This is a genomic window from Methylosinus sp. C49 (genome assembly GCF_009936375.1).
Taxonomy (GTDB): Bacteria; Pseudomonadota; Alphaproteobacteria; order Rhizobiales; family Beijerinckiaceae; genus Methylosinus.
In genome coordinates this window covers 148,074-167,109 of record NZ_AP022333.1, presented here as the reverse complement: position 1 = coordinate 167,109, position 19,036 = coordinate 148,074, and the positions used below count along the sequence as shown (strand labels likewise).

Below are 19,036 nucleotides of genomic sequence, written 5' to 3'. Positions count from 1 at the left end.
GTGTCCCGAGGTTCAACTGTTTTTTGAGCGCCGGAATTCGCATGTCGCGGAAAAATGGGCGCCGATCGCATCCGGGTGCGACGCCCGCACGCGAGCCGGCCGAAACGGTAGTGGGGCAGTTTGAAATTTGCTGGCGTTGACGGCCTCCGACTTTTCCCCACCTTGGACGCTCTACGCTAAGAGGTTAGGCATGAGCACGAAAAGGCCGAAACGCCCACGCGACCTGAACCACTCGCGAAACTGGTTGTTGATATCGTCACCGGCACCGCTCAAGATGAGGCAGATTCGGACAAGGGTCCGATGTCAATTTTGGGGAGAGTTGGCGGCTTGGTCGCGCTCGAGCTGAAAGCCTATCGGCAGAAGCGCGAGCCGAGATCGCTCGAAAGGCCGCTGCCGCAAGGTGGCGCAAAGATGGCACTTGAAGAAGATGGGGTTTCCTCGAATAGATTTATCGAGAAAGAGTTAGACAAGAAGCTTTCGACGCTCGGAAAGCGGTTCGACTCGGATATTCTTGTGCTAATCGCGCCAATGAGACCGCCAATCGACGAGCTTGTTAGAGACAGCGTCGAGGGCGTTGAGAACCGCAAAGATAGCTTAACGGTAATGCTTGAGACAGAAGGCGGGTCAATTGAGGTAGTTGAGCGCATAGCCGATGTGTTCCGCTACCACTATTCAAAAGAGATTAATTTTATTATTCCGAATTACGCCATGTCTGCCGGAACGATATTAGCAATGTCTGGTGATAATATTTTGATGGACTATTTTTCGGTGCTTGGCCCTATCGATCCACAGGTTAGGCGACCATCTATGGGCGACAGGTTTGTGCCGGCGCTTGGATATTTAGCAAAGTATGACGAATTGATTAAGAAGTCAGCCAGCGGTAAGCTTACAGCGGCGGAGATAGCCTTCTTGGTTGAAAAATTTGATCCGGCCGAACTTCATCAATTTGAACAGGCGCGCGAGCTATCTGTAGAATTGCTTAAGCGATGGCTTGTTCAGTATAAGTTTAAGAATTGGGAAAAGACTAGAACAACATGTAAAGTTGTAACACAAAAAATGAAGGAAGATAGAGCGTCTAAAATAGCGCGGTTGCTCAACGATACAAAGAAATGGAAATCGCATGGGCGCGGCCTATCGAAAGAAGTTCTTGACAAGGAACTCAATTTGATTATAGAAGACTTTGGAGCGGATCTGGAGTTAAGGGCGTGCGTGCGCGCGTACTACCGGCTCCTACAGGATTTTATGGCGCGCGTACGGCAGAGCATTGTTGTCCATGCGCCAGGGCGATATCTAGGGCTGTGAGGAGATAGCGTATGTCTAAGCAAAAGGCCGCTGCGCTCATCGCGAGGAACCCAGGTGCTGCTAAGGGCAAAGCCGCGCTGAATGGTGCGCTGGCCCTGATCAAACAACTTCGAGAGCAGGGCATCCCGCCTAGCGGATATGACTTGTCTCCGCCATTTTCCGACCGGGGCGAGCGAAGACAAAATCTCGGCACCCTGCGCGAGCCTGTGGGTGCCGCATTCAAAAAGACACTTAATGCTTGATGGTCAAGCATAAGGGTCATATTATATCGGGCTACGAACAAGCTCGATATCGAAAGCGCACGCGCAAATTCCTACCTTCTTTGCGAAGGCCAGTCCATTTGCGCTGTGACGGGCGTGATGGCGCGTCCAAGAACACGGTCTCGAAGCGGCTCGTCGATGCGGGAAAGGCGTGTATGGCCTATCCACGATGCTCTGAGTGCGCCATGTGGTTCATGGATAATCTGGCCCCCTGTTCCCGAGCCTTAATGACGCAGGCGACATTTTTTTGCGTTCGAAGCGGGAACGATGCTTGCCGGTAACCATTACCATAGTATGGTCGCCTAACTTAAAATAGGGGAGAATCAATGGCTGAGCGCAAATCGGCTCTAAACCGCGCGCCACCGCGGCCTGACCTGGAAAAGCTTCTAGAGCGCGCGAAAACAGCCCAGATCACGGAAGCGATGCTTCGTGAGCAACGCGCAAGTTTCGTTTACGGGAACGCACCAAAAGGCTCTCGCATAACGAAAGCTTCGGCTATGAGCGCCGTTGACCGCGTGCGGGTGACGAGCCTTGATATCGAATAAGGCGGGGCGATAAGCCCCACCGTTGCCAAAAGCCGGTGAATATGTTTGTCTTAGAACAAGAAGATCAGAATTTATACGATCGTATTCAGGAGCAAAACCTGAATAGGCAGTACGAATTACTAATTAATTGCATAGAAATAGGATTAATGAAGGGACCCGTCGCCTTTGATAAATATATGCTTTGGGCATTAAACCACGTTGCCGTGGCGAATATATCGCAGTTTGGCGGCAGGTTTCGGAACGAGCCCATCTATGTTGGCGACCATAAGCCTCCTCACTTCAAGGAAGTCCCAGATTGGATGGATAGATTTATATCAACCGTGCAAGAAAATTGGTTTGTTTGGACGCCTACAGAATTGGCGGCGTATGGGCTTTGGCGTCTCAATTGGATTCATCCATTCATCGAGGGGAATGGGCGCACCGCCAGGGCTGTTTGCTATTATCTTTTGTGCGCTAGATCGGAGAAGCTTTTGCCAGGCAGGAAAATTGTTCCTGAGCGCATCCGCGAAAACCGGGATGGCTATGAAGAAGCCTTAAAACACGCCGATCGGGCGTGGGACGATGGGCATTTGGATTTTACAAAAATGGAAGAGTATCTGGCCGCGTTGCTGCAGGAGCAGCTTGAAGACGACGGGTTGCCCTATAACGGAACGTCATCGGTTTAAATTTCAAACTGCCCCACCACCAAACCCATCTGTTGCATTTTCGTCCCGACGCCCTATATCTCGTAAATCGAGTTTCGGCCGAACGAACGAGCTTTCCCGCCTTTTGGCGCGTCGGCGTGCGACTTTCCTCCCAGAGCTTCGATCTACATGCGACCGCGCGACCGCGGCCGCCCAATGTCTTCGCGCGAAGAAGGAAAACGCATGCAAACCGGCGTCGTGAAGTGGTTCGACTCTCGAGGCTTCGGGCTTCACGGCCTCGCGGAAAGCCAGAAGATTTCTTGCGAGACCGTCATCGACGAGCGCAGCGGCGAATCCTCGGCCGACCAGCCGCAGGTCGCCTGAAGCTCGAAAAAGAGGAGAAGGCCGTGGCGAAAGCCGAACTCGGCGCGAAGCGCCGCTGCCTGAGCTGTGGCGCCGCATTTTTCGATCTCAATCGCGAGCCGATCGCCTGTCCGAAATGCGCGGCGATATTCCAGGTCGTTGAGCTGCCGCGCTCGCTTCCGCGGAGGGCTCCGTATCGCGCCATGGCCGGCGACTCGCGCATCGGCGACCAGTCTTCGAGCGACGCCGTCTCATCGACTGAGACGGAAGCCGAGGAGGAAACGGAGACCGAGGAAGAGGTGGACGAAGACGCAGAAGCCGACGACAGCGTCCCGCCGCCGATCGACGACGACGACAAGATCGAGGAGATCGACGACCTCCTCTAGATTCCGTTCGGCGGCTCCGACCTTCCAACGAGCAGATGGCTCGACGAGACCCGCTCGAGCGCGTATCTGTCCCTACTCTCTGCATCGCCCACTCGCCAGGCAAGCTCACCCGTGACCTTCCCGAACGCCCGCGCCCCGCTCGCCAAAGCCTTGGCGGAGCGCAATTACAATTCGCCCACGCCGGTTCAAGCGGCGGTGCTGTCCGCCGAAGCGCAAGACGGAGACATTCTCGTTTCCGCTCAGACCGGATCGGGAAAGACGGTCGCCTATGGCTTGGCCATCGCCTCGACGCTTCTCGGCGAGGCGGATCGCCTGCCGGAGCCGCGCGCGCCCCTCGCGCTCGTCGTCGCGCCGACGCGCGAGCTCGCCTTGCAGGTCGAGCGCGAGCTGGGCTGGCTCTACGAGCACGCCGCGGCGCGAATCGTCTCTTGCGTCGGCGGCATGGACGCGCGCCTCGAGCGCCGCAAATTGACCGAGGGCGCCCATATCGTCGTGGGAACGCCCGGACGTCTGCGCGATCACATAGAGCGCGGCGGGCTGGACACGACGCGCATCGTCGCGGTCATTCTCGACGAAGCCGACGAGATGCTCGATCTGGGCTTTCGGGAGGATCTCGAGTTCATTCTCGAGGCGACGCCGCAGGATCGGCGCACGCTGCTCTTCTCGGCCACGATGCCGAAGGGCATTGCGGCTCTGGCCAAGCGCTATCAGCGCGACGCGCGGCGGATCGACGTGGCGCGCGGGGAGCGCGGTCACGGCGACATCGACTATCGCGCGGTTCGCGTCGCGCCGAAGGAGACGGAGCTCGCGACCGTCAATCTCTTGCGCTATTTCGAGGCGCCGACGGCGATCGTGTTCTGCAACACGCGCGAGTCCGTTCGCCATCTGCACGCAACTCTGCTGGAGCGTGGATTTGCGGCCGTGCTATTGTCGGGCGAGCTCGGCCAGCACGAGCGCAATCACTCCATGCAGGCGCTTCGCGACGGGCGGGCGCGCGTCTGCATCGCCACCGACGTCGCGGCGCGCGGCATCGACCTGCCCAATCTCGACCTCGTCATTCACGCCGATCTGCCGCATGACGCAGAAGCGCTGCAGCACCGCAGCGGTCGCACCGGGCGCGCCGGGCGCAAGGGCGTCAGCGCGCTGCTGATTCCCTCCGCGAGACGTCAGCGCGCCGAGCGGCTGCTGCGCGACGCCGGCGTTCACGCATTTTGGAGCGGGCCGCCCTCCGCCGAGGAAATCAGCGAGCTCGATCGCAAGCGCATGATGAGCGACCCGCTGCTGCTGGAGCCGCCGAGCGAGGAGGATTTCGAGGCGGCCAAGCTGCTTCTCGCGGAGCGATCGCCCGAGCAGCTCGGCGCCATGCTCGTTCGACTCTACCGTGCGCGGCTTCCCGCGACCGAAGCCGTCGTCGACCCCGGGCACGAACCCGCGCGTCGGGAGCCCCGCGAGTCTCGGGAGCCCCGAGAGTCTCGGGATCGAGAGCCCCGCCCCTCCCGGGCGGCAGGCGCAAGGCCCGCCAAGGAGCCGCGTCCGTCCCGCCTGCCCGGCGGCGCCGTCTGGTTTCGTCTCGACATCGGCCGCGCGAAGAACGCCGATCCGAAATGGCTGCTGCCCATGCTCTGCCGCAAGGGAAATCTCACGCGGCAAGACATTGGCGCGATCCAGATCTTCGAGCACGAGACGCAGGTCGAGATCGCCGAGCCGGCGGCGGCGCAATTCGTCGTCGACATGCGCCGGCCGGGCGGCGACAATATTCGCGTCGAGCGCCTCGACGGCTATTCCGAGCCGCTACAGGTCAGGACGCCGCGCAGAGACGCGCCGCCGAAGCATAAGCAGAAGCCGCGTCGCGATAAGCAGCCGCGAGGCTGATCGGGCTGCTCGCGAGGCCCATCCCTTCGTCCAGGCCGCGTAGCCTTTCTGGCGACGCCAGGGGCGTTAGGTTTCCATTAACGCAATATGTCTTGCATCGAATCGAGAATCGCCCTCTAGTCACAGACGGAAATTAGCCGTTTAACGCTCAGGAACCGTTTCTGTGACGAGCAACTTGGACGCCCTGCCCTTGTCGGCGCCGGAGAGCGCGCTGCAGCGCATGACCCGCCACGCAAAAGTCTTGTCGGGGCAGATGCAGGCGTTGAGCGCCACGCTGTTCCCGCCTGCGGCGCGAAAGACGTTGCGCTCCTTTTCCTCCGGCGAGGTCGCGCGGTTTCTCGGCGTGTCGGACGGATATCTCCGGCAATTGTCGCTCGACGGACTCGGCCCTACGCCCGCGGTGGCGGGCGGCGGACGACGATCCTACACGCCGGCCCAGATCGGCGAGCTGCGCGTCTATCTCGCCGGCGCGCGGCCGAAGGAGGCGCTCGGCTTTTTGCCGCATCGGCGCCCCGGCGACAAGCTGCAGGTGGTCGCTGTCGCCAATTTCAAGGGCGGGTCGGCCAAGACCACGACCTCGCTCTACCTCGCGCAGTTTCTCGCGCTCGAGGGCTATCGGGTGCTGGCCATCGACCTCGATCCGCAGGCGTCGCTTTCGGCCATGTTCGGCTATCAGCCGGAGTTCGACATCGGCGAGGGCGAGACGCTCTACGGCGCTATTCGTTATGACGAAGCGCGCCGGCCGATGCGGGAGGTGGTGCGGCCTACCTATTTCGCAGGGGTCGCGCTCGTTCCCGGCAATCTCGAGCTCATGGAATTCGAGCATCATACGCCGCGCGCCATGGCGGAGCGCTCGCTGCGCGGCGGCGATCTGTTTTTTCGGCGGGTCGGCAGCGCGATCGCCGAGATCGCGGATGATTTCGACGTCGTCGTGATCGATTGCCCGCCGCAACTCGGCTATCTCACCATGGGCGCGCTGAACGCCGCGACAGCCATGCTGGTGACCATTCATCCGCAGATGGTGGATGTGGCCTCGATGAATCAATTTCTGCTCATGACCTCGGACGTCATGACGGTCATAGAGGAAGCCGGCGGCCGGCTGGACTATGATTTCATCCGATATGTCGTGACCCGGCATGATCCCAATGACGTGCCGGAAACCCAGATCGTCGCCCTGCTGCGCAATCTCTTCGGCCAGGACGTGCTTGGCGCGACGGTGTGGAAGTCCACCGCCATCGCCAATGCGGGGCTCACCAAGCAGTCGCTCTATGAGCTCGAGAGGGGCTCGGTCGGGCGCGCCGCTTTCGAACGGGGGCTCGAATCGGTCAATGGCGTCAATCGCGAGATCCTCGGTCTCATGGAGAAGGTTTGGGGTCGATGAGCAAGCGCACGGATACGATACGCTCCCTCTTCGCGCAGCCCCCTGCCCCGATGTTGTCTGCAGACAACAATCTGGAGCCGCGCCGCGTCGCTGCCGGGGCGGTGCGCTCTATGAAGGAGACCTTCTCCGACATAGAGCGGGAAAACGAGACGCTTCGGGCCCGCATCGCCGCTGGAGAGCAGGTGGTCGAAATCGACCCCGGGTCGATCGACCCCTCCCCTTTCGCCGATCGTTTCCCGCAGGAGCAGGACGCCTCCTTCGAGGCGCTGAAGCAATCGATCGCCGATCGTGGGCAGGAAATCCCCGTTCTGCTGCGGGTCAGTCCGGCCGCGCCGGATCGCTATCAGACCGCCTTCGGCCATCGCCGCATTCGCGCGGCGCTCCAGCTCGGCCGTCCGGTACGCGCCATCATTCGCGCGCTCGGCGACGATGACCTCGTCATCGCGCAGGGCGTCGAGAATTCGGCGCGCGAGGATTTGAGCTTCATCGAGCGGGCGGTTTTCGCCTGGCGGCTGGAAGGGGCCGGGCGCAGCCGCTCGGTCATCCAGCAGGCGCTGGCAATCGACCGGGCGGAGGCCTCCAAGCTGATTTCGGTCGCCAAGGCGGTGCCGGAGGATATCGTTCGAGCGATCGGAAAGGCGCCGAGGATCGGCCGCGGCCGCTGGCAGGAATTCGCCGAGCTGCTGCGCGACGCGCCGGCGCTGAAGCGATCACGGGCGGCGACCGCCCTCCCCGGCTTCTCGGCGCTCGACGGCGACGCGCGTTTTGCGCGCGCGCTCGCCGCCGCCAAGCGGGCGGAGGCGGAGCAGCGCCCTGCCCGCCCCTTCATCGAGATCAAGAATTCCGCAGGTCAATCGATCGCGGAAATTCGCGCCTCCGAGCGCGATGTCAGAGTGACGCTGGCGAAAGCGGAGGGAAGCGCGTTCGCGCGATTCCTCGCCGCGCGCCTGCCCGAATTGCTCGAGGAGTATCGTTCTTTCGACGCCGGCGACGGCGCATCGAAAGGCGCATGAAAGTCGACGAGAGGAGAATCCAGCAAAAGAAAAAGGCCCCCGAAACGATCACGCCCCGGAAGCCCTTCTCGATGTGTTGCGACTGAGAGAATCCCACTTCCGCGAATCACTGTCAAGAGTCGGCGCCGTTTCGGCGAGCGGATTTCTTTTGCCTGAATGAGGCAAAGGAACATGCAGACACGTCCAACGACGCCCTTCGGGCGGCGGCCGTTGTCGCTCGCCATGGTGGCGAGCCAGACCGCGACCGAAAATTTCGCCGCAAAGCCGGGCGCATCCGAGACCGTCGTCCACAAATGGCGGCTGTTTCGCGCGCTCACCGAAGCCAAGGAGCCGCTCGGCGTCACCGACCGCGCGCTATCCGTATTGCACGCGCTGCTGAGCTTCCACCAGGAGACAGCGCTCAGCCTGCCGGAGAAAAATTCGAAGCCGGCCGAAGCGGGTTCCGCCGGCGGCGGCATCGTCGTGTTTCCCTCGAACAAGGAACTTTCGATCCGCGCTCATGGCATGGCGCCGGCGACGTTGCGGCGACATCTCGCCTGCCTCGTCGACGCCGGACTGATCATTCGCCGCGATTCTCCGAATGGCAAACGCTTCGCCAGAAAAGGGCAGGGGGGGACCATAGAGGACGCTTTCGGCTTCGACCTCGCGCCGCTCGTCGCGCGCTCGAGCGAAATCGAGAACCTCGCCGAGGAGGTGCGGGCCGAGAACCGCGCGATCGCGCTGCTGCGCGAAAAGATCACGCTCACTCGGCGCGACATCGTCAAAATGATCGAGACCGCATTGGAGGAGGGCGTCGCGGGCGACTGGGACAACGCGCACCAACAATATGCGATGCTCTCGGGGCGCTACGGTCGAAGGCTTTGCCGCGCCGATCTGGAGGTTTTGGCCAGCGAGCTCGTCGCGCTGGCGGCCGAAATCCACAAGACGCTGGAAACGCACATAAAAGCTCAAAATATGAGCGGCAATGAGTCTCAAACTGAGCGTCACATACAGAATCAAACCACAAACTTTTCTGATCTTGAACCTAGCCTTCAAGAAGGCAGGGCTCGGCCATCCCAGCCAAATCTCGAAGAGGGCAGGGGGCCTTCCTCGGATCGCTCTCGGACTGCCGATCCAAAGCCGGCGCTTCGAGCCTATCCGCTCGGAATGGTGCTGGAGGCCTGTCCTGATATCCTCGATTACGGTCCGGTTGGCGAAATCTCCTCGTGGCGAGACTTGGCTGCTGCGGCGGCGACAGTGCGCTCGGCGCTCGGCGTTTCGCCAGACGCCTGGTCGCAGGCCCTGGACGTCTTGGGCGAGCATGACGCCGCGATCGTCATCGCCGCGATCCTGCAACGCGGCGATGAGATCAAGAGCGCCGGCGGTTATCTCCGCGTCCTGACCGAAAAGGCGAGGGCAGGGGAGTTCTCGCTCGGGCCCGTGCTGATGGCCCTGTTGCGCGGCAAGGCTGGGAAAGCGGCGCGAGAGCGCAAGAGGACGGGGTGACGTGGCGGCGCATTTTTCGGACGCCCTCGGCGGTCCGCTCGCTCACAGCGTTTCGGCGTCGAGCAACCGGAGCTTTTCGGCGCGGTCGAGCAGGCTTTTGACGGAGGAGGGCGCCCAGCGGGCTCCTCCGCGCGGCGTGCGCTCATACATGGCTTCGAGCTGCGCGCCGATCTGCGCGAGCGTCAGATCGGGATTGGCCCGCTTGATCCCGGCGACGAGCGTGACCAGGCGCTCGCTGCTGACTTTTCGGCTGGCGGCCTGATGAAGGAGGCGGGGCTCGATCAAGCCCTCGGCGACGAAGCATTTGACGGCGCGCTTCAGGCGCTCGACGGTCCATTGGGGCAGGGGAGCGCCGGTGGCGCCATCGCGCTTGGCGTTGAGCACGCGCACGACATCCTGCCAGCGGTGATCCGGGCGCATTTGCCGGACGACGGGCAGCCAATGTTCGGCCGATCGATTGACGCGCTCGAAATAATTCGCCGCCTTGGCGTCGACGATGCGCTGGATGGCGTCGCGGTCGCCGGCGCGCAGTTTTGGATTGCCGCCGGTGCGGCCGCGCTTCTTGGCGGCGCGCAGGCCGTCCTTGGTGCGCTCCCGGATCAGAGCGCGCTCCAGCTCGGCCACAGCGCCGAGAACCTGCAGGGCGAAACGACCTTGCGGCGTCGTGGTGTCGATGGGATCGGCGAGCGATTTGAAATGCGCGCCCTTGGCGTCGAGCTCGGCGATCACGGCGAGGAGATGAGACAGCGAGCGGGCCAAGCGGTCGAGCCGCGCGACGACCAGCACGTCGCCGCGGCGCACCCGCGCTAGCGCCTTGGCCAGTTCCGGCCGCGAGGCCTTCGCCCCGGACATATGCTCGCGAAAAATCTCGACGCAGCCGGCGGCCTTCAGCACATCGGTCTGAGCGTCCGTGACCTGATCCTCGGTCGAGACGCGGGCGTAGCCGATCAGGGGCATGGGTCAGGGGACCGGCTTGGAGATCGGCGAAGGAGGCGTCTTCACGACTAAACCCAATCAGGAGGCAACTCGTCGCCGGGATCTGGCGCGCGGTTGGGCGCTTGCCGAAGAATTTCCGACAAACCGGAGCCGCTCGCGCTTCCAGCGCGACGCTTCAGGAACTCAGCCGTCGTTTCGACGACGCCGATTTTCTGAGCGACTGCTGTCGCAATCCATTGATTCAATGAAACGCCGTCCTGTTTCGCGAGTCTGGCCGCTTCCTTTTTGAGGGAAGTGGGCAGCTTTAGGGGATATGTCGCTTTGCTCATTTTCCGATCCTTTCCAGCAAGGCTCCTGGCGTCAAAACCGGAATCCCGAATTTCGGGACCGCTTGATGGAAGTCGCGCACATTATGCGTCACGATACCGTCGGCTCTTTCGTTCAACGCGACCTCCAGAACCATTTCGTCGGCCGGGTCCGACAGTTGTGGACGCCAGCTGAAATGAGGCTCCACGGGTTCACACAGCGCCGCCAGCTCCCTGAGAGCTTTCGAGACAGCGTTCGGATCGAGCCCATGCGCATCCCGCTGCTCTGGTCTCTGCAGAACGTCCTCATATTCGAGGAACAAGGCCGTCGAGACGAGTGGGACGAGGCGTCGTTTGGCCACGAGGCTCAAAATTACGAAACTCGCGCCACGCGAGCTGCGGAATGCGGAGACGATGACCGAGGTATCGAGAACGAGGCGCTTCATAGCTTGATATAATACATCCTATGGGATGTGTCACTGGATAGAATTCCAAAATTGTAAGTTATCACAAACCGGTCGTTTGAAATCGCATCCGAAGGCCGAAATCCGCGGCCGCCACGTAGGCGCGAGCAGGAGAAGGGCCTGAAAAACAGGCTTTTTCGTCGATTTGCGGGCCGAAAGCTCGCCTCCAGAGCCGTACCGAGGCTTGCTTTTGGCCAGCCGTGGCGACGCATTTCGATCCGGGCGACGAACAGACAAATGCATCTTCTATCACTCAAGCTAAATTTGAGATAAATTGATAATAATCTTGATTCCCATAGGATTAAAATGGGATTTTCATTTCCCGCCTCGTTCTCATTCGAGCGCCTGCAAGCGCCCTTCGAGAGCGCGTCGGACGCTCTCGCGCGTTTCGACGAGCGGCTTCGTTCCAGTCCCGTTGGCGAGGCGTTCGTCCTTCGCGCGCATTTCCACAACGCCTATAGGCGGCCGCGCGCATTCGGCGTTGTCCATGAAGGCGGCGAGCCCCTGGGAGCGTCGGCCGGAGCTGATCGGCGACGTGGCGCCAATCGTCTTGGCGGCGCCCTTCGTCCTTCCACAGAGCGTCGCCCCGCACTCCATCTTGACAACCGACGTCGCAGGCGACAATATTTAATGAAATGATTAAATGTTCTGAGGCGACGCTCGACACGGTCTTTCACGCTCTGGCCGACCCGCACCGCAGGGCGATTCTGCGCATGCTGACCGAACACGAGCGCAGCATCGGAGAAATCGTTCCCGCATTTCCGATCTCCTTCGTCGCTGTCTCCAACCACATGAAGGTGCTGGAGCAGGCGGGTCTCGTCATCCGACGCAAGCAGGGCCGTCACCAGATGTGCAGCCTCGACCGCCGTGGTCTCGACGCCGCCCGGAACTGGCTCGATGCGCATGAACGCTTCTGGAGCGAGCGGCTCGACGCCCTGGACGCCGTGGTCGCTCAGATGAAGGCGGAGGACACGGGCCCCTAGGAGTCCGGCGCCAACCGGTAGAAAATAGGATGGAGGAAGCGCTTGACCCAGAATGCCCTCTCGAGTGAACGGGCCGCAACGTCCGTGCCCGCGCCCGCGGCCGACCAGGCGGCCGATCCCGGCAGCCTTCGCCGGGTGGTGGCGGCCTCCTCTCTCGGAGCCGTCTTCGAAGCTTATGATCTCGTGCTCTACGGGCCGATGGCCGCGATCGTCGCGGCCCAATTCTTCTCCGGGCTCGATCCCGCCTATGCCTATATCTTCACCTTGCTCTCCGCCGCCGTGACCTATGTCGCCCGCCCATTCGGCGGGCTGGTGTTCGGCCCCCTCGGCGACCGGGCCGGGCGCAAATTCACCTTTCTGCTCACCATACTGATCATGGGCCTGTCGACCGTGCTCATCGGCTTGCTGCCGAGCTACGCGGCCATAGGCGTCGCTTCGCCGCTGCTGTTCATGGCGCTGCGCATTCTGCAGGGCCTCGCCTATGGCGGCGAGTTCGGCGGCGCAGTCACCTATATCGCCGAATATGCCCCCGCCCACCGGCGCGGCTTCGCCACCAGCGCGATCGCTGTCACCGCGGCGAGCGGCCTGGCTCTGGCGATCCTGGTCGTGCTCGCCTGCGAGCTGGCGCTCGGAAAGACGGCGTTCGAGGCCTGGGGCTGGCGCATTCCATTCCTGCTCTCCGCCGTGCTCATGCTGGTCTCGGTCTATATCCGGCTGCGACTGCAGGAATCTCCGGTGTTCCTGGCCATGAAGCGGTCGGGCGGCGGCTCGCGGACGCCGCTACGCGAGGCGTTCGGCCGCTGGGACCATCTGCGCGTGGCGCTGCTCGTCCTGTTCGGCGCCGCCGCTGGCCAATCGGTCGCGATCGCGACCGGCTCCTATCCGATCTATCTCCTGGCGTTGAACCTGAAGATCGATCCCTTCCTGCTGCACTACACCATCCTCGGCTACAGCGTGGTCTTCATCGCCGCGATGATCCTGGCGGGCTGGGTTTCGGACCGAGTCGGCCGCAAGCCGGTGGTGCTCGCCGGCTTCATCGGCACGGCGCTCGCCGCCTATCCGGTGTTCCTTGGCGTCACCCACTATGCGCACCCGCGCCTCGCGGCGGCGATGACCACGCATCCGGTGACGGTGGCGGCCGATCCGACGACGTGCAGCCGCCAGTTCGATCCATTCGGCCTCGCCGAGTTCCGCAGCCCCTGCGATATCGCCCGACGCGCCGTCGCCAAGCTCGGCGTCCCTTACACAAATCGCGCCGAGCCGCCGGGCCACGTCGCCGAGGTCGAGATCGGCGCCGCGGTGGTTCCCGCCTTCGACGGCGTCGGGCTCGACCGGGCGGTCTTCACGCAGCAGGCCAAGGCCTTCGACGTCGCCCTCACGGCGGCATTGGCCGATGCGGGATATCCTGCCCGCGCCGCGCCGGAGACGACCAATGTGTCGATGCTGATCGCGCTCATGGCCGCCCTCAGCGTCTTCGTCGCAATGGCGTCCGCCCCGCTCTCGGCCTGGATGGCGGAGATGTTCCCGACCCGCATCCGCACCACGGCCTTCGCGATGTCCTACAATATCGGCGGCTGGTTCGGCGGCTTCCTCCCTGCGATCTCATTCGCCGCCTTCACCGCCACGGGCGATCTCTATGCGGGTCTGTGGTACGCAGTCGGCGTCCTGCTGGTCGCGCTCGTGGTCGGAGGACTGTTCCTGCCCGAGACGCGCGGCCGCGCCCTGGACCGCGTGACGTTGGAGCGCGCGCCATGACCAGCGCTGGGGGTCGTTCAGTTTCGCTCGTCCTGGTCCGCCGCATCAATGCGTCGGCGGGACAGATATTCACCGCCTGGACGGACCCGAAATGGCTGGTCCGCTGGCTGATTCCGGGAGCCGGGGCGCTGCGGGAGGCGGTCATCGACCCGCGTCCGGGCGGCGCCTACCGGCTGGAAGGCCTCGATCCAGATGGAACGCGCTATCAGCTCTGCGGCCGTTACATCGACGTCGCGCCGGAGCGGCGGATCTCCTCGAGCTGGGAATATGAGGGGGCCGCGGCCGGCCTGCGCGGGCCGCCGACGCGGGTCGACGTCGAACTGCGCCCAATGGGCGCCGACGCTTGCGAGCTGACGCTCACTCATGGCGAGCTCCAGGGGGAGGAAGCGGCTGCGACGCACCGCATATTGTGGACGATCTGCCTCGACCGTCTCGTCTGGTCGCTCGTTCCGCCGCCGGACGAGCCCGACTTTCGCCCGTCGCTCGGGGCGATCGCCGAGCTCTATGGCGAGTCGCACCGCTTGCTGCAGGACGCCTTCGACAGCCGGCGGCTGGCCAACACCTTGCGCAAGATGATGGTGACGAGCACGCTGACGACCGAGCACAGGGCCTTCATCGCCGGGCGGGACATGGTGTTCCTCACCACCGTCGACCATCGCGGCTTTCCGACCTGTTCCTACAAGGGCGGGGCGCCGGGCTTCGTGCGGGTGCTCGACGACCAGACCCTCGCATTGCCGAGCTATGATGGCAACGGCATGTATCTCTCCGCGGGCAATGTCGCCGCCAATGCGAAGGTCGGACTGCTGTTCATCGATTTCGAGCAGCCGCACCGGCTGCGCATCCACGGCGCCGCGCGCCTCGTGCGCGACGAGGCGGAGCTCGCCGCCTTTCCCGGCGCGGAGCTTTTGCTGGTGGTGAAGGTCTATGAGGCCTTCGTGAACTGCCCGCGCTATGTGCATCGCTATCAGCGCGCGGAAACATCCCCCTTCGTGCCGGGCGAGCCGCGCGGGAACGAGATGGCGCCCTGGAAGAATCTGGACGTCCTCCGTGACGTCCTCCCGGGCCGGGATCGGGTTCGGCGCGAGGAGGCCGGATCGAGTTCCATGACGCGCGAGGAGTATCTGGCGCGCCTGAAGCGCGGGGAGACCTGAGAGTCTTCTCTGATTGGGGTGGTTGGCGTCGAGCCGTCCTGTCGTGATCGTAGCTCTCCTAATTGCTGACGTCGTGCCCCTGGGTCACACGCTTCTCTTCGCGGTCGGGCCGCCGCATGATGGGGTCAGAAAGGCGAGGCGTCTCAATCTGTTTCACGACTTTGGAGGCTTTCGTCCGCAGGTTCGAGACTGTCGACGAGATCGCCTCGCCCATCGTCCCCAAGGGAACGATCCAGATCGCCCTATCGAGCGAAAGCTCTGTTTTTCTCTGACGAGAGGTTCCGGCTCACTCGCGGCTCCAAGCTCTTTCACGATCCGGCCCGTCTCGTCGACGTCAAGTCCGGCAAAGTATCTCATGGCTGCTCCTTCTCGATGCATGTGACGATTCGACATCGACCACGTTCCTGCATCCTGACAGGAGCAGCCACCCATCCCGGGAGTAGACCCCGATCACCCCATCTGTCCGGGAGCTTCATACTTGATTACAAAGCCTTCTGAGCATTAGGCGCGCTGAGCGAAATACTGGCGACCGAGACCGAAACGCCCGATCACCTCGCGATGTTCGCGCCGTTGCAAACCGCCAGTTCAGGCCCCGGCGGCCCAGGGGTCGATCACGCTCAGGCCGGCGGCCGCGAATGCGCTGCGGTCGCGGGATGCAACGACGAAACCATGCGATGCGGCAATGGCGGCGATATAGCCATCCGGTGTGGGGAACCCCTTTCCGGCAGCGCGCGCCTTCACCGCCAGATCGGAATAGCGGCGCGCCGCGTTCGTCTCGAACGGGAGGATGCGGTCCGCGAACAGCTCCAGCACGCCTTCGAGCGCGGCGGTCAACCTGTCCTTGCGCTTGCCCTTGGGAAGCGCGCCGACGCCGAACATCAGCTCAGCGATCGTGACGCTCGAGAGATAGAGCGTTTCCGCCGCCTGCTCATCGAGCCATCGGCGGACCGCCGGGTCCGGTTCGGGCTTCATCGCCTCGGAGACGACATTGGTGTCGAGCAGGATCATTCGAAGCGCAGCGGTTCTGCCGGCTTCTGCTCGCGGGCCTGTTCGAGGGCTTCGACGTCGGCGTTGGTCAGGCCGATCTTCCGGCTCATTTCCGCCAGCGCGCTTCCAAGGCGGAGACGATTGGCCGGGCGCACAGCGTTCTCCAGGATGTCGCGTATCTCCGCTTCCGTGCTGCGTCCGTGCTGCGCCGCACGGACCTTCAGCGCGCGATGCGTCTCTTCGGAGAGGTTGCGGATGGTGACAGCAGGCATGATGGCGTTTCTGTCTCGGGTGATAGTGATGCTATCAATATATGGCACTTGATAGCGTCAAGCAACTGCGCCAACTCGGCTCCCTTCGTGCCGCAAAAACCGGGCGCGGCAGTTATGCTCACGGATTACCGATTCGTCGTCGAGCGCTGGCTCGCGGCGCGCATCGAGGTCGAAGGTTGGAGACGAGCCTTTATCTCCCGGTCAAGCGCTTCCTCGAAGGGTTGGGGTTCGAGGCGAAAGGCGTGACGGCGGGAATCGACTTCGGCCTCGGCCTGATCGCGCAGTTGCGCGACGACAGATACGCCCAAGGCGTTCAGCTCCTCGCCGAATATGCGCCCGCGCCGCCTTTCGAAGGCGATCCGGCTCGCGCTGATCCGCGAGTGCGCGCGCATCTCGAGCAGATGATGTGGCGCTTCGACGACGAGCTGGGCGAAGAGGCCGAGGCGGCGTTTCTGCGCAGCAAGACGTGAGCCGCGCGCAAAGGCGCGTAAGCTCTGCGCACCTCACCAAGACGCCGGTGGCCACAATGCCGCTTTCGTCAATGGTCACGTTCGACGACGCGGCGTGAGCGGGCGAGGTCGTCGTGAGGAGAGCCACGGCAAAAGGCGCGTGGCGAACAGCGCGGAGATCACCTAAGGTTCGACCATCCGGTCTTCGCTCATTTTAAAGTCGATGATAGCGCCATTCGTCACGGCGCCGGCGCCCCACCTCGCTTCCCGGATCACGCTAGTCCGTTCGAGAGCGATTTCATTTGGGACGCTTGCCGACGCAATTGCTCAACCATCTGCGCGCCGTCGCGCCGCTGCGCCACTTGCCGTGAATGACTTCCTGACCGTCCAATTCCACCGAATAATCCTGCTGTTCTTCGATCGAATCGAGCAGCGCCTGCGTGGAGGGGACCGCGAATATGATCATTCCGATCTTCGCGGACCAGGGCAAGCTCGCATGAGAAGCGCGAACCCTCTGGACCTCCCCGGACTGGGTAAGACTGACCGTCTCGGTACGGATCTCCGGCGTCGGCGGGATCGCTCCGCCGAAAAAGGCGAGGAGCGTGCCTTTGGCTTCGCCCACCCAATCCATGATCAAGACTCCGCCATTCGACTGAAGGTATGACGCAGTGCATATGTGGCGAGGATCTTTCGGCTGTGATCGAGAGAATCTCCATATGCCCCGCTTTAATTCACGCAGAACAGGGTCTTTCGCCAAAAGACGTTCTTCGTTCTGCTGAGCGACTTGCTTTTCCCATTCGAGAAGGGCGCGGAACTCATCGGCGTTGAAGGGGGGAGGGCCGGAATCTCCCCCTCCGCTCGATCCAGAGCCGCCATTGTCCGCGTCATAGACGTGGAGGCAACCCGTCCATCCGGCATTTTCTTGCCCTGGAACCATAGCGCCGCCCGGAATGAATCCGGGCGGACAGGCGCCTTCCGCGGATGCGCGATCTGCGCCCGAAAACGCCCAGAGGAAGAATAGAAGGCCGTACGAAAATTGGAATTGCCTTGTCATTTTCGACCCTGGTCTCTCCGCATCGCGCGATGAAGCATTCCGACGGGCCTCGTTGTCGCAGCCTGGCAATGCTCGCGACCGCCTCCGCCCTCGAGGCGAAAAAAATCGCCGAGGCAAGCTATGGCGGATGAGCGTGCCGACAAAGGGATAAGATGTACCGGTGCTCGCGCTCGAGGTCGTTCCAAAAATCCTGTTTCGATAGGCGATTGCAAATGATCGAACTCAGACCTTTCGACAGCCTCGGCGGCGCCGATCACGGCTGGCTCGACGCCAAGCATCATTTCTCATTCGCCGACTATCACGATCCCGAGCGGATGCATTGGGGCAATCTGCGCGTCTGGAACGATGACACGATCGCGCCGCACTCCGGCTTTCCGACGCATCCGCATCGCGACATGGAGATCGTCACCTATGTCCGCGAGGGCGCGATCACGCATCAGGACAGTCTCGGCAACAAGGGCCGCACCGCCGCAGGCGATGTGCAGGTGATGAGCGCGGGCTCAGGGATCGCGCATTCCGAATATAATCTCAAGAATGAGACGACCCGGATCTTTCAGATCTGGATCCTGCCGACGACGCGCGGCGGCGCGCCTGGCTGGGGATCGCGGCCCTTTCCCAAGGGCGAGCGCTCGGGCCGTTTCGTCACTCTCGCTTCCGGCTTCGACAATGACGGCGACGCGCTGCCGATCCGCGCCGATGCGCGCGTCGTCGCCGCGACTCTCAGAGCCGGCGAGACGGCGGAATACGCGCTCGGCCGCGAGCGCAAAGCCTATCTCGTGCCGGCGAGCGGCGCCGTGCGGATCGACGATCTGCGCGTGAACGCCCGCGACAGCGCCGCCATCAGCGACGTCGACGTCCTACGCGTCACAGCGCTGGAGGACAGCGAGATCGTTCTCGTCGACGCCGCGTGACTTCAGGGCTGGCCCCATCGCAAATCATGACGAGAGGATCGAGACAATGACCAATGTTCGTAACGCGGATAACGCGGCGCCGCTGCTGCGTGTGAGTCTCGGCGCGCTGTTTCTCGCACATGGGCTGCTCAAAGTCTTCGTGTTCACCCTGCCGGGAACGGCGAAATTCTTCGTGTCGCTCGGCTATCCGTCGCTGCTCGCCTATGTCGTCGTCGCCGCGGAGATCGGCGGGGGCCTCGCATTGATCTTCGGCATTCTCACGCGCGTCGTGTCCCTCACGCTCATTCCTTTGATGATCGGCGCGCTGATCGTGCATCTGCCCAACGGCTGGCTGTTCTCCAACGCCAATGGCGGATGGGAGTTTCCGGCGCTATGGACGGCGCTCCTCATCGTGCAGGCTCTGCTCGGCCCCGGCGCCTTCGCCGTCGGGCTCCCGCAGGCAGAAGGCCAGGCGCGCGGGACCACAGCGCGAGGCTGAAGCAATCGATCGGCGTCCGCCGGCGAAGACGGAGCACGCTTCGCGAGCGGTCGGCTCGTTG

General features: G+C 62.7%; 20 protein-coding genes and 1 pseudogene. 15 read left to right on the top strand and 6 right to left on the bottom strand.

The window, feature by feature from the left end; all coding sequences use genetic code 11:
• The first annotated feature begins 327 nt into the window (after nucleotides 1–327).
• The 9 genes from GYH34_RS19155 (at nucleotide 328) to repC (ending at nucleotide 9,230) form a co-directional block, all read left to right on the top strand.
• Nucleotides 328–1,302 (top strand): serine dehydrogenasease, encoded by a 975-nt coding sequence (locus GYH34_RS19155; protein WP_161915208.1) that lies wholly within the window; start codon nucleotides 328–330, stop codon nucleotides 1,300–1,302.
• 11 nt (nucleotides 1,303–1,313) lie between these two features.
• Nucleotides 1,314–1,544, top strand: a complete 231-nt coding sequence (locus GYH34_RS19150) for a hypothetical protein (protein WP_161915207.1) — start codon at nucleotides 1,314–1,316, stop codon at nucleotides 1,542–1,544.
• Nucleotides 1,545–2,148: 604 nt separating this feature from the next.
• The gene (locus tag GYH34_RS19145; RefSeq protein ID WP_161915206.1) at nucleotides 2,149–2,772 is read left to right on the top strand and encodes a Fic family protein; all 624 of its coding nucleotides are present in this window, start codon (nucleotides 2,149–2,151) and stop codon (nucleotides 2,770–2,772) included.
• Nucleotides 2,773–2,973: 201 nt separating this feature from the next.
• Nucleotides 2,974–3,114: a hypothetical protein gene (locus tag GYH34_RS21760; RefSeq protein WP_174242468.1), complete on the top strand. Its 141-nt coding sequence runs from the start codon at nucleotides 2,974–2,976 to the stop codon at nucleotides 3,112–3,114.
• 23 nt (nucleotides 3,115–3,137) lie between these two features.
• Nucleotides 3,138–3,479 carry a TIGR02300 family protein gene (locus GYH34_RS19140; protein WP_161915205.1) on the top strand — a complete coding sequence of 114 codons (342 nt, stop codon included), beginning with the start codon at nucleotides 3,138–3,140 and terminating at the stop codon, nucleotides 3,477–3,479.
• Between the two features lie 111 nt (nucleotides 3,480–3,590).
• Nucleotides 3,591–5,351 carry a DEAD/DEAH box helicase gene (locus GYH34_RS19135; protein ID WP_161915204.1) on the top strand — a complete coding sequence of 587 codons (1,761 nt, stop codon included), beginning with the start codon at nucleotides 3,591–3,593 and terminating at the stop codon, nucleotides 5,349–5,351.
• A gap of 220 nt (nucleotides 5,352–5,571) precedes the next feature.
• The gene (gene repA, locus GYH34_RS19130) at nucleotides 5,572–6,732 is read left to right on the top strand and encodes a plasmid partitioning protein RepA (protein WP_161915279.1); all 1,161 of its coding nucleotides are present in this window, start codon (nucleotides 5,572–5,574) and stop codon (nucleotides 6,730–6,732) included.
• The gene (gene repB, locus GYH34_RS19125) at nucleotides 6,729–7,745 is read left to right on the top strand and encodes a plasmid partitioning protein RepB (protein WP_174242467.1); all 1,017 of its coding nucleotides are present in this window, start codon (nucleotides 6,729–6,731) and stop codon (nucleotides 7,743–7,745) included. Before repA ends, repB begins: the two co-directional genes overlap by 4 nt.
• Nucleotides 7,746–7,916: 171 nt before the next feature.
• Nucleotides 7,917–9,230 (top strand): plasmid replication protein RepC, encoded by a 1,314-nt coding sequence (gene repC / locus GYH34_RS19120; protein ID WP_161915202.1) that lies wholly within the window; start codon nucleotides 7,917–7,919, stop codon nucleotides 9,228–9,230.
• A gap of 42 nt (nucleotides 9,231–9,272) precedes the next feature.
• Here repC and GYH34_RS19115 read toward each other — a convergent pair whose 3' ends face one another.
• From GYH34_RS19115 to GYH34_RS19105, 3 genes are read right to left on the bottom strand one after another with little or no spacing between them, the layout of a single operon-like run.
• On the bottom strand, nucleotides 9,273–10,187 hold the full coding sequence (locus tag GYH34_RS19115; RefSeq protein WP_161915201.1) for a recombinase family protein: 915 nt from the start codon (nucleotides 10,185–10,187) through the stop codon (nucleotides 9,273–9,275).
• A 47-nt stretch (nucleotides 10,188–10,234) separates the two neighbouring features.
• Nucleotides 10,235–10,495: a toxin-antitoxin system HicB family antitoxin gene (locus GYH34_RS19110; RefSeq protein ID WP_161915200.1), complete on the bottom strand. Its 261-nt coding sequence runs from the start codon at nucleotides 10,493–10,495 to the stop codon at nucleotides 10,235–10,237.
• Nucleotides 10,492–10,917, bottom strand: a complete 426-nt coding sequence (locus GYH34_RS19105) for a putative toxin-antitoxin system toxin component, PIN family (protein ID WP_161915199.1) — start codon at nucleotides 10,915–10,917, stop codon at nucleotides 10,492–10,494. The genes GYH34_RS19110 and GYH34_RS19105 overlap by 4 nt, the downstream gene beginning before the upstream one ends.
• A 653-nt stretch (nucleotides 10,918–11,570) precedes the next feature.
• Between GYH34_RS19105 and GYH34_RS19100 the strand changes: the two genes are divergently transcribed.
• Genes GYH34_RS19100 through GYH34_RS19090 form a run of 3 tightly spaced genes read left to right on the top strand, consistent with a single transcriptional unit; the run spans nucleotide 11,571 to nucleotide 14,824 of the window.
• Nucleotides 11,571–11,918 (top strand): metalloregulator ArsR/SmtB family transcription factor, encoded by a 348-nt coding sequence (locus GYH34_RS19100; protein ID WP_161915198.1) that lies wholly within the window; start codon nucleotides 11,571–11,573, stop codon nucleotides 11,916–11,918.
• Between the two features lie 42 nt (nucleotides 11,919–11,960).
• Nucleotides 11,961–13,673, top strand: coding sequence for an MFS transporter (locus GYH34_RS19095; protein ID WP_244635411.1), 1,713 nt, complete (start codon nucleotides 11,961–11,963; stop codon nucleotides 13,671–13,673).
• On the top strand, nucleotides 13,670–14,824 hold the full coding sequence (locus tag GYH34_RS19090) for an SRPBCC domain-containing protein (RefSeq protein ID WP_161915197.1): 1,155 nt from the start codon (nucleotides 13,670–13,672) through the stop codon (nucleotides 14,822–14,824). Before GYH34_RS19095 ends, GYH34_RS19090 begins: the two co-directional genes overlap by 4 nt.
• 585 nt (nucleotides 14,825–15,409) lie before the next feature.
• Here the strand turns inward: GYH34_RS19090 and GYH34_RS19085 are convergent.
• Nucleotides 15,410–15,832, bottom strand: a complete 423-nt coding sequence (locus GYH34_RS19085) for a type II toxin-antitoxin system VapC family toxin (protein WP_161915196.1) — start codon at nucleotides 15,830–15,832, stop codon at nucleotides 15,410–15,412.
• A complete protein-coding gene (locus GYH34_RS19080; protein ID WP_161915195.1) occupies nucleotides 15,829–16,083 on the bottom strand; it encodes a plasmid stabilization protein in 255 nt (84 codons plus the stop codon). Before GYH34_RS19080 ends, GYH34_RS19085 begins: the two co-directional genes overlap by 4 nt.
• 239 nt (nucleotides 16,084–16,322) lie before the next feature.
• On the opposite strand from GYH34_RS19080, the pseudogene GYH34_RS19075 reads away from it, so the two are divergent.
• A pseudogene (locus GYH34_RS19075) lies at nucleotides 16,323–16,445 on the top strand (DJ-1/PfpI family protein); the annotation flags it as partial.
• A gap of 385 nt (nucleotides 16,446–16,830) precedes the next feature.
• On the opposite strand, the gene GYH34_RS19070 reads toward GYH34_RS19075, so the two are convergent.
• Nucleotides 16,831–17,163: a hypothetical protein gene (locus tag GYH34_RS19070; RefSeq protein WP_161915194.1), complete on the bottom strand. Its 333-nt coding sequence runs from the start codon at nucleotides 17,161–17,163 to the stop codon at nucleotides 16,831–16,833.
• 635 nt (nucleotides 17,164–17,798) lie between these two features.
• On the opposite strand from GYH34_RS19070, the gene GYH34_RS19065 reads away from it, so the two are divergent.
• Nucleotides 17,799–18,497, top strand: coding sequence for a pirin family protein (locus tag GYH34_RS19065; protein ID WP_161915193.1), 699 nt, complete (start codon nucleotides 17,799–17,801; stop codon nucleotides 18,495–18,497).
• A 46-nt stretch (nucleotides 18,498–18,543) separates the two neighbouring features.
• Nucleotides 18,544–18,975, top strand: coding sequence for a DoxX family protein (locus GYH34_RS19060; protein ID WP_161915192.1), 432 nt, complete (start codon nucleotides 18,544–18,546; stop codon nucleotides 18,973–18,975).
• Nucleotides 18,976–19,036: the final 61 nt, after the last annotated feature.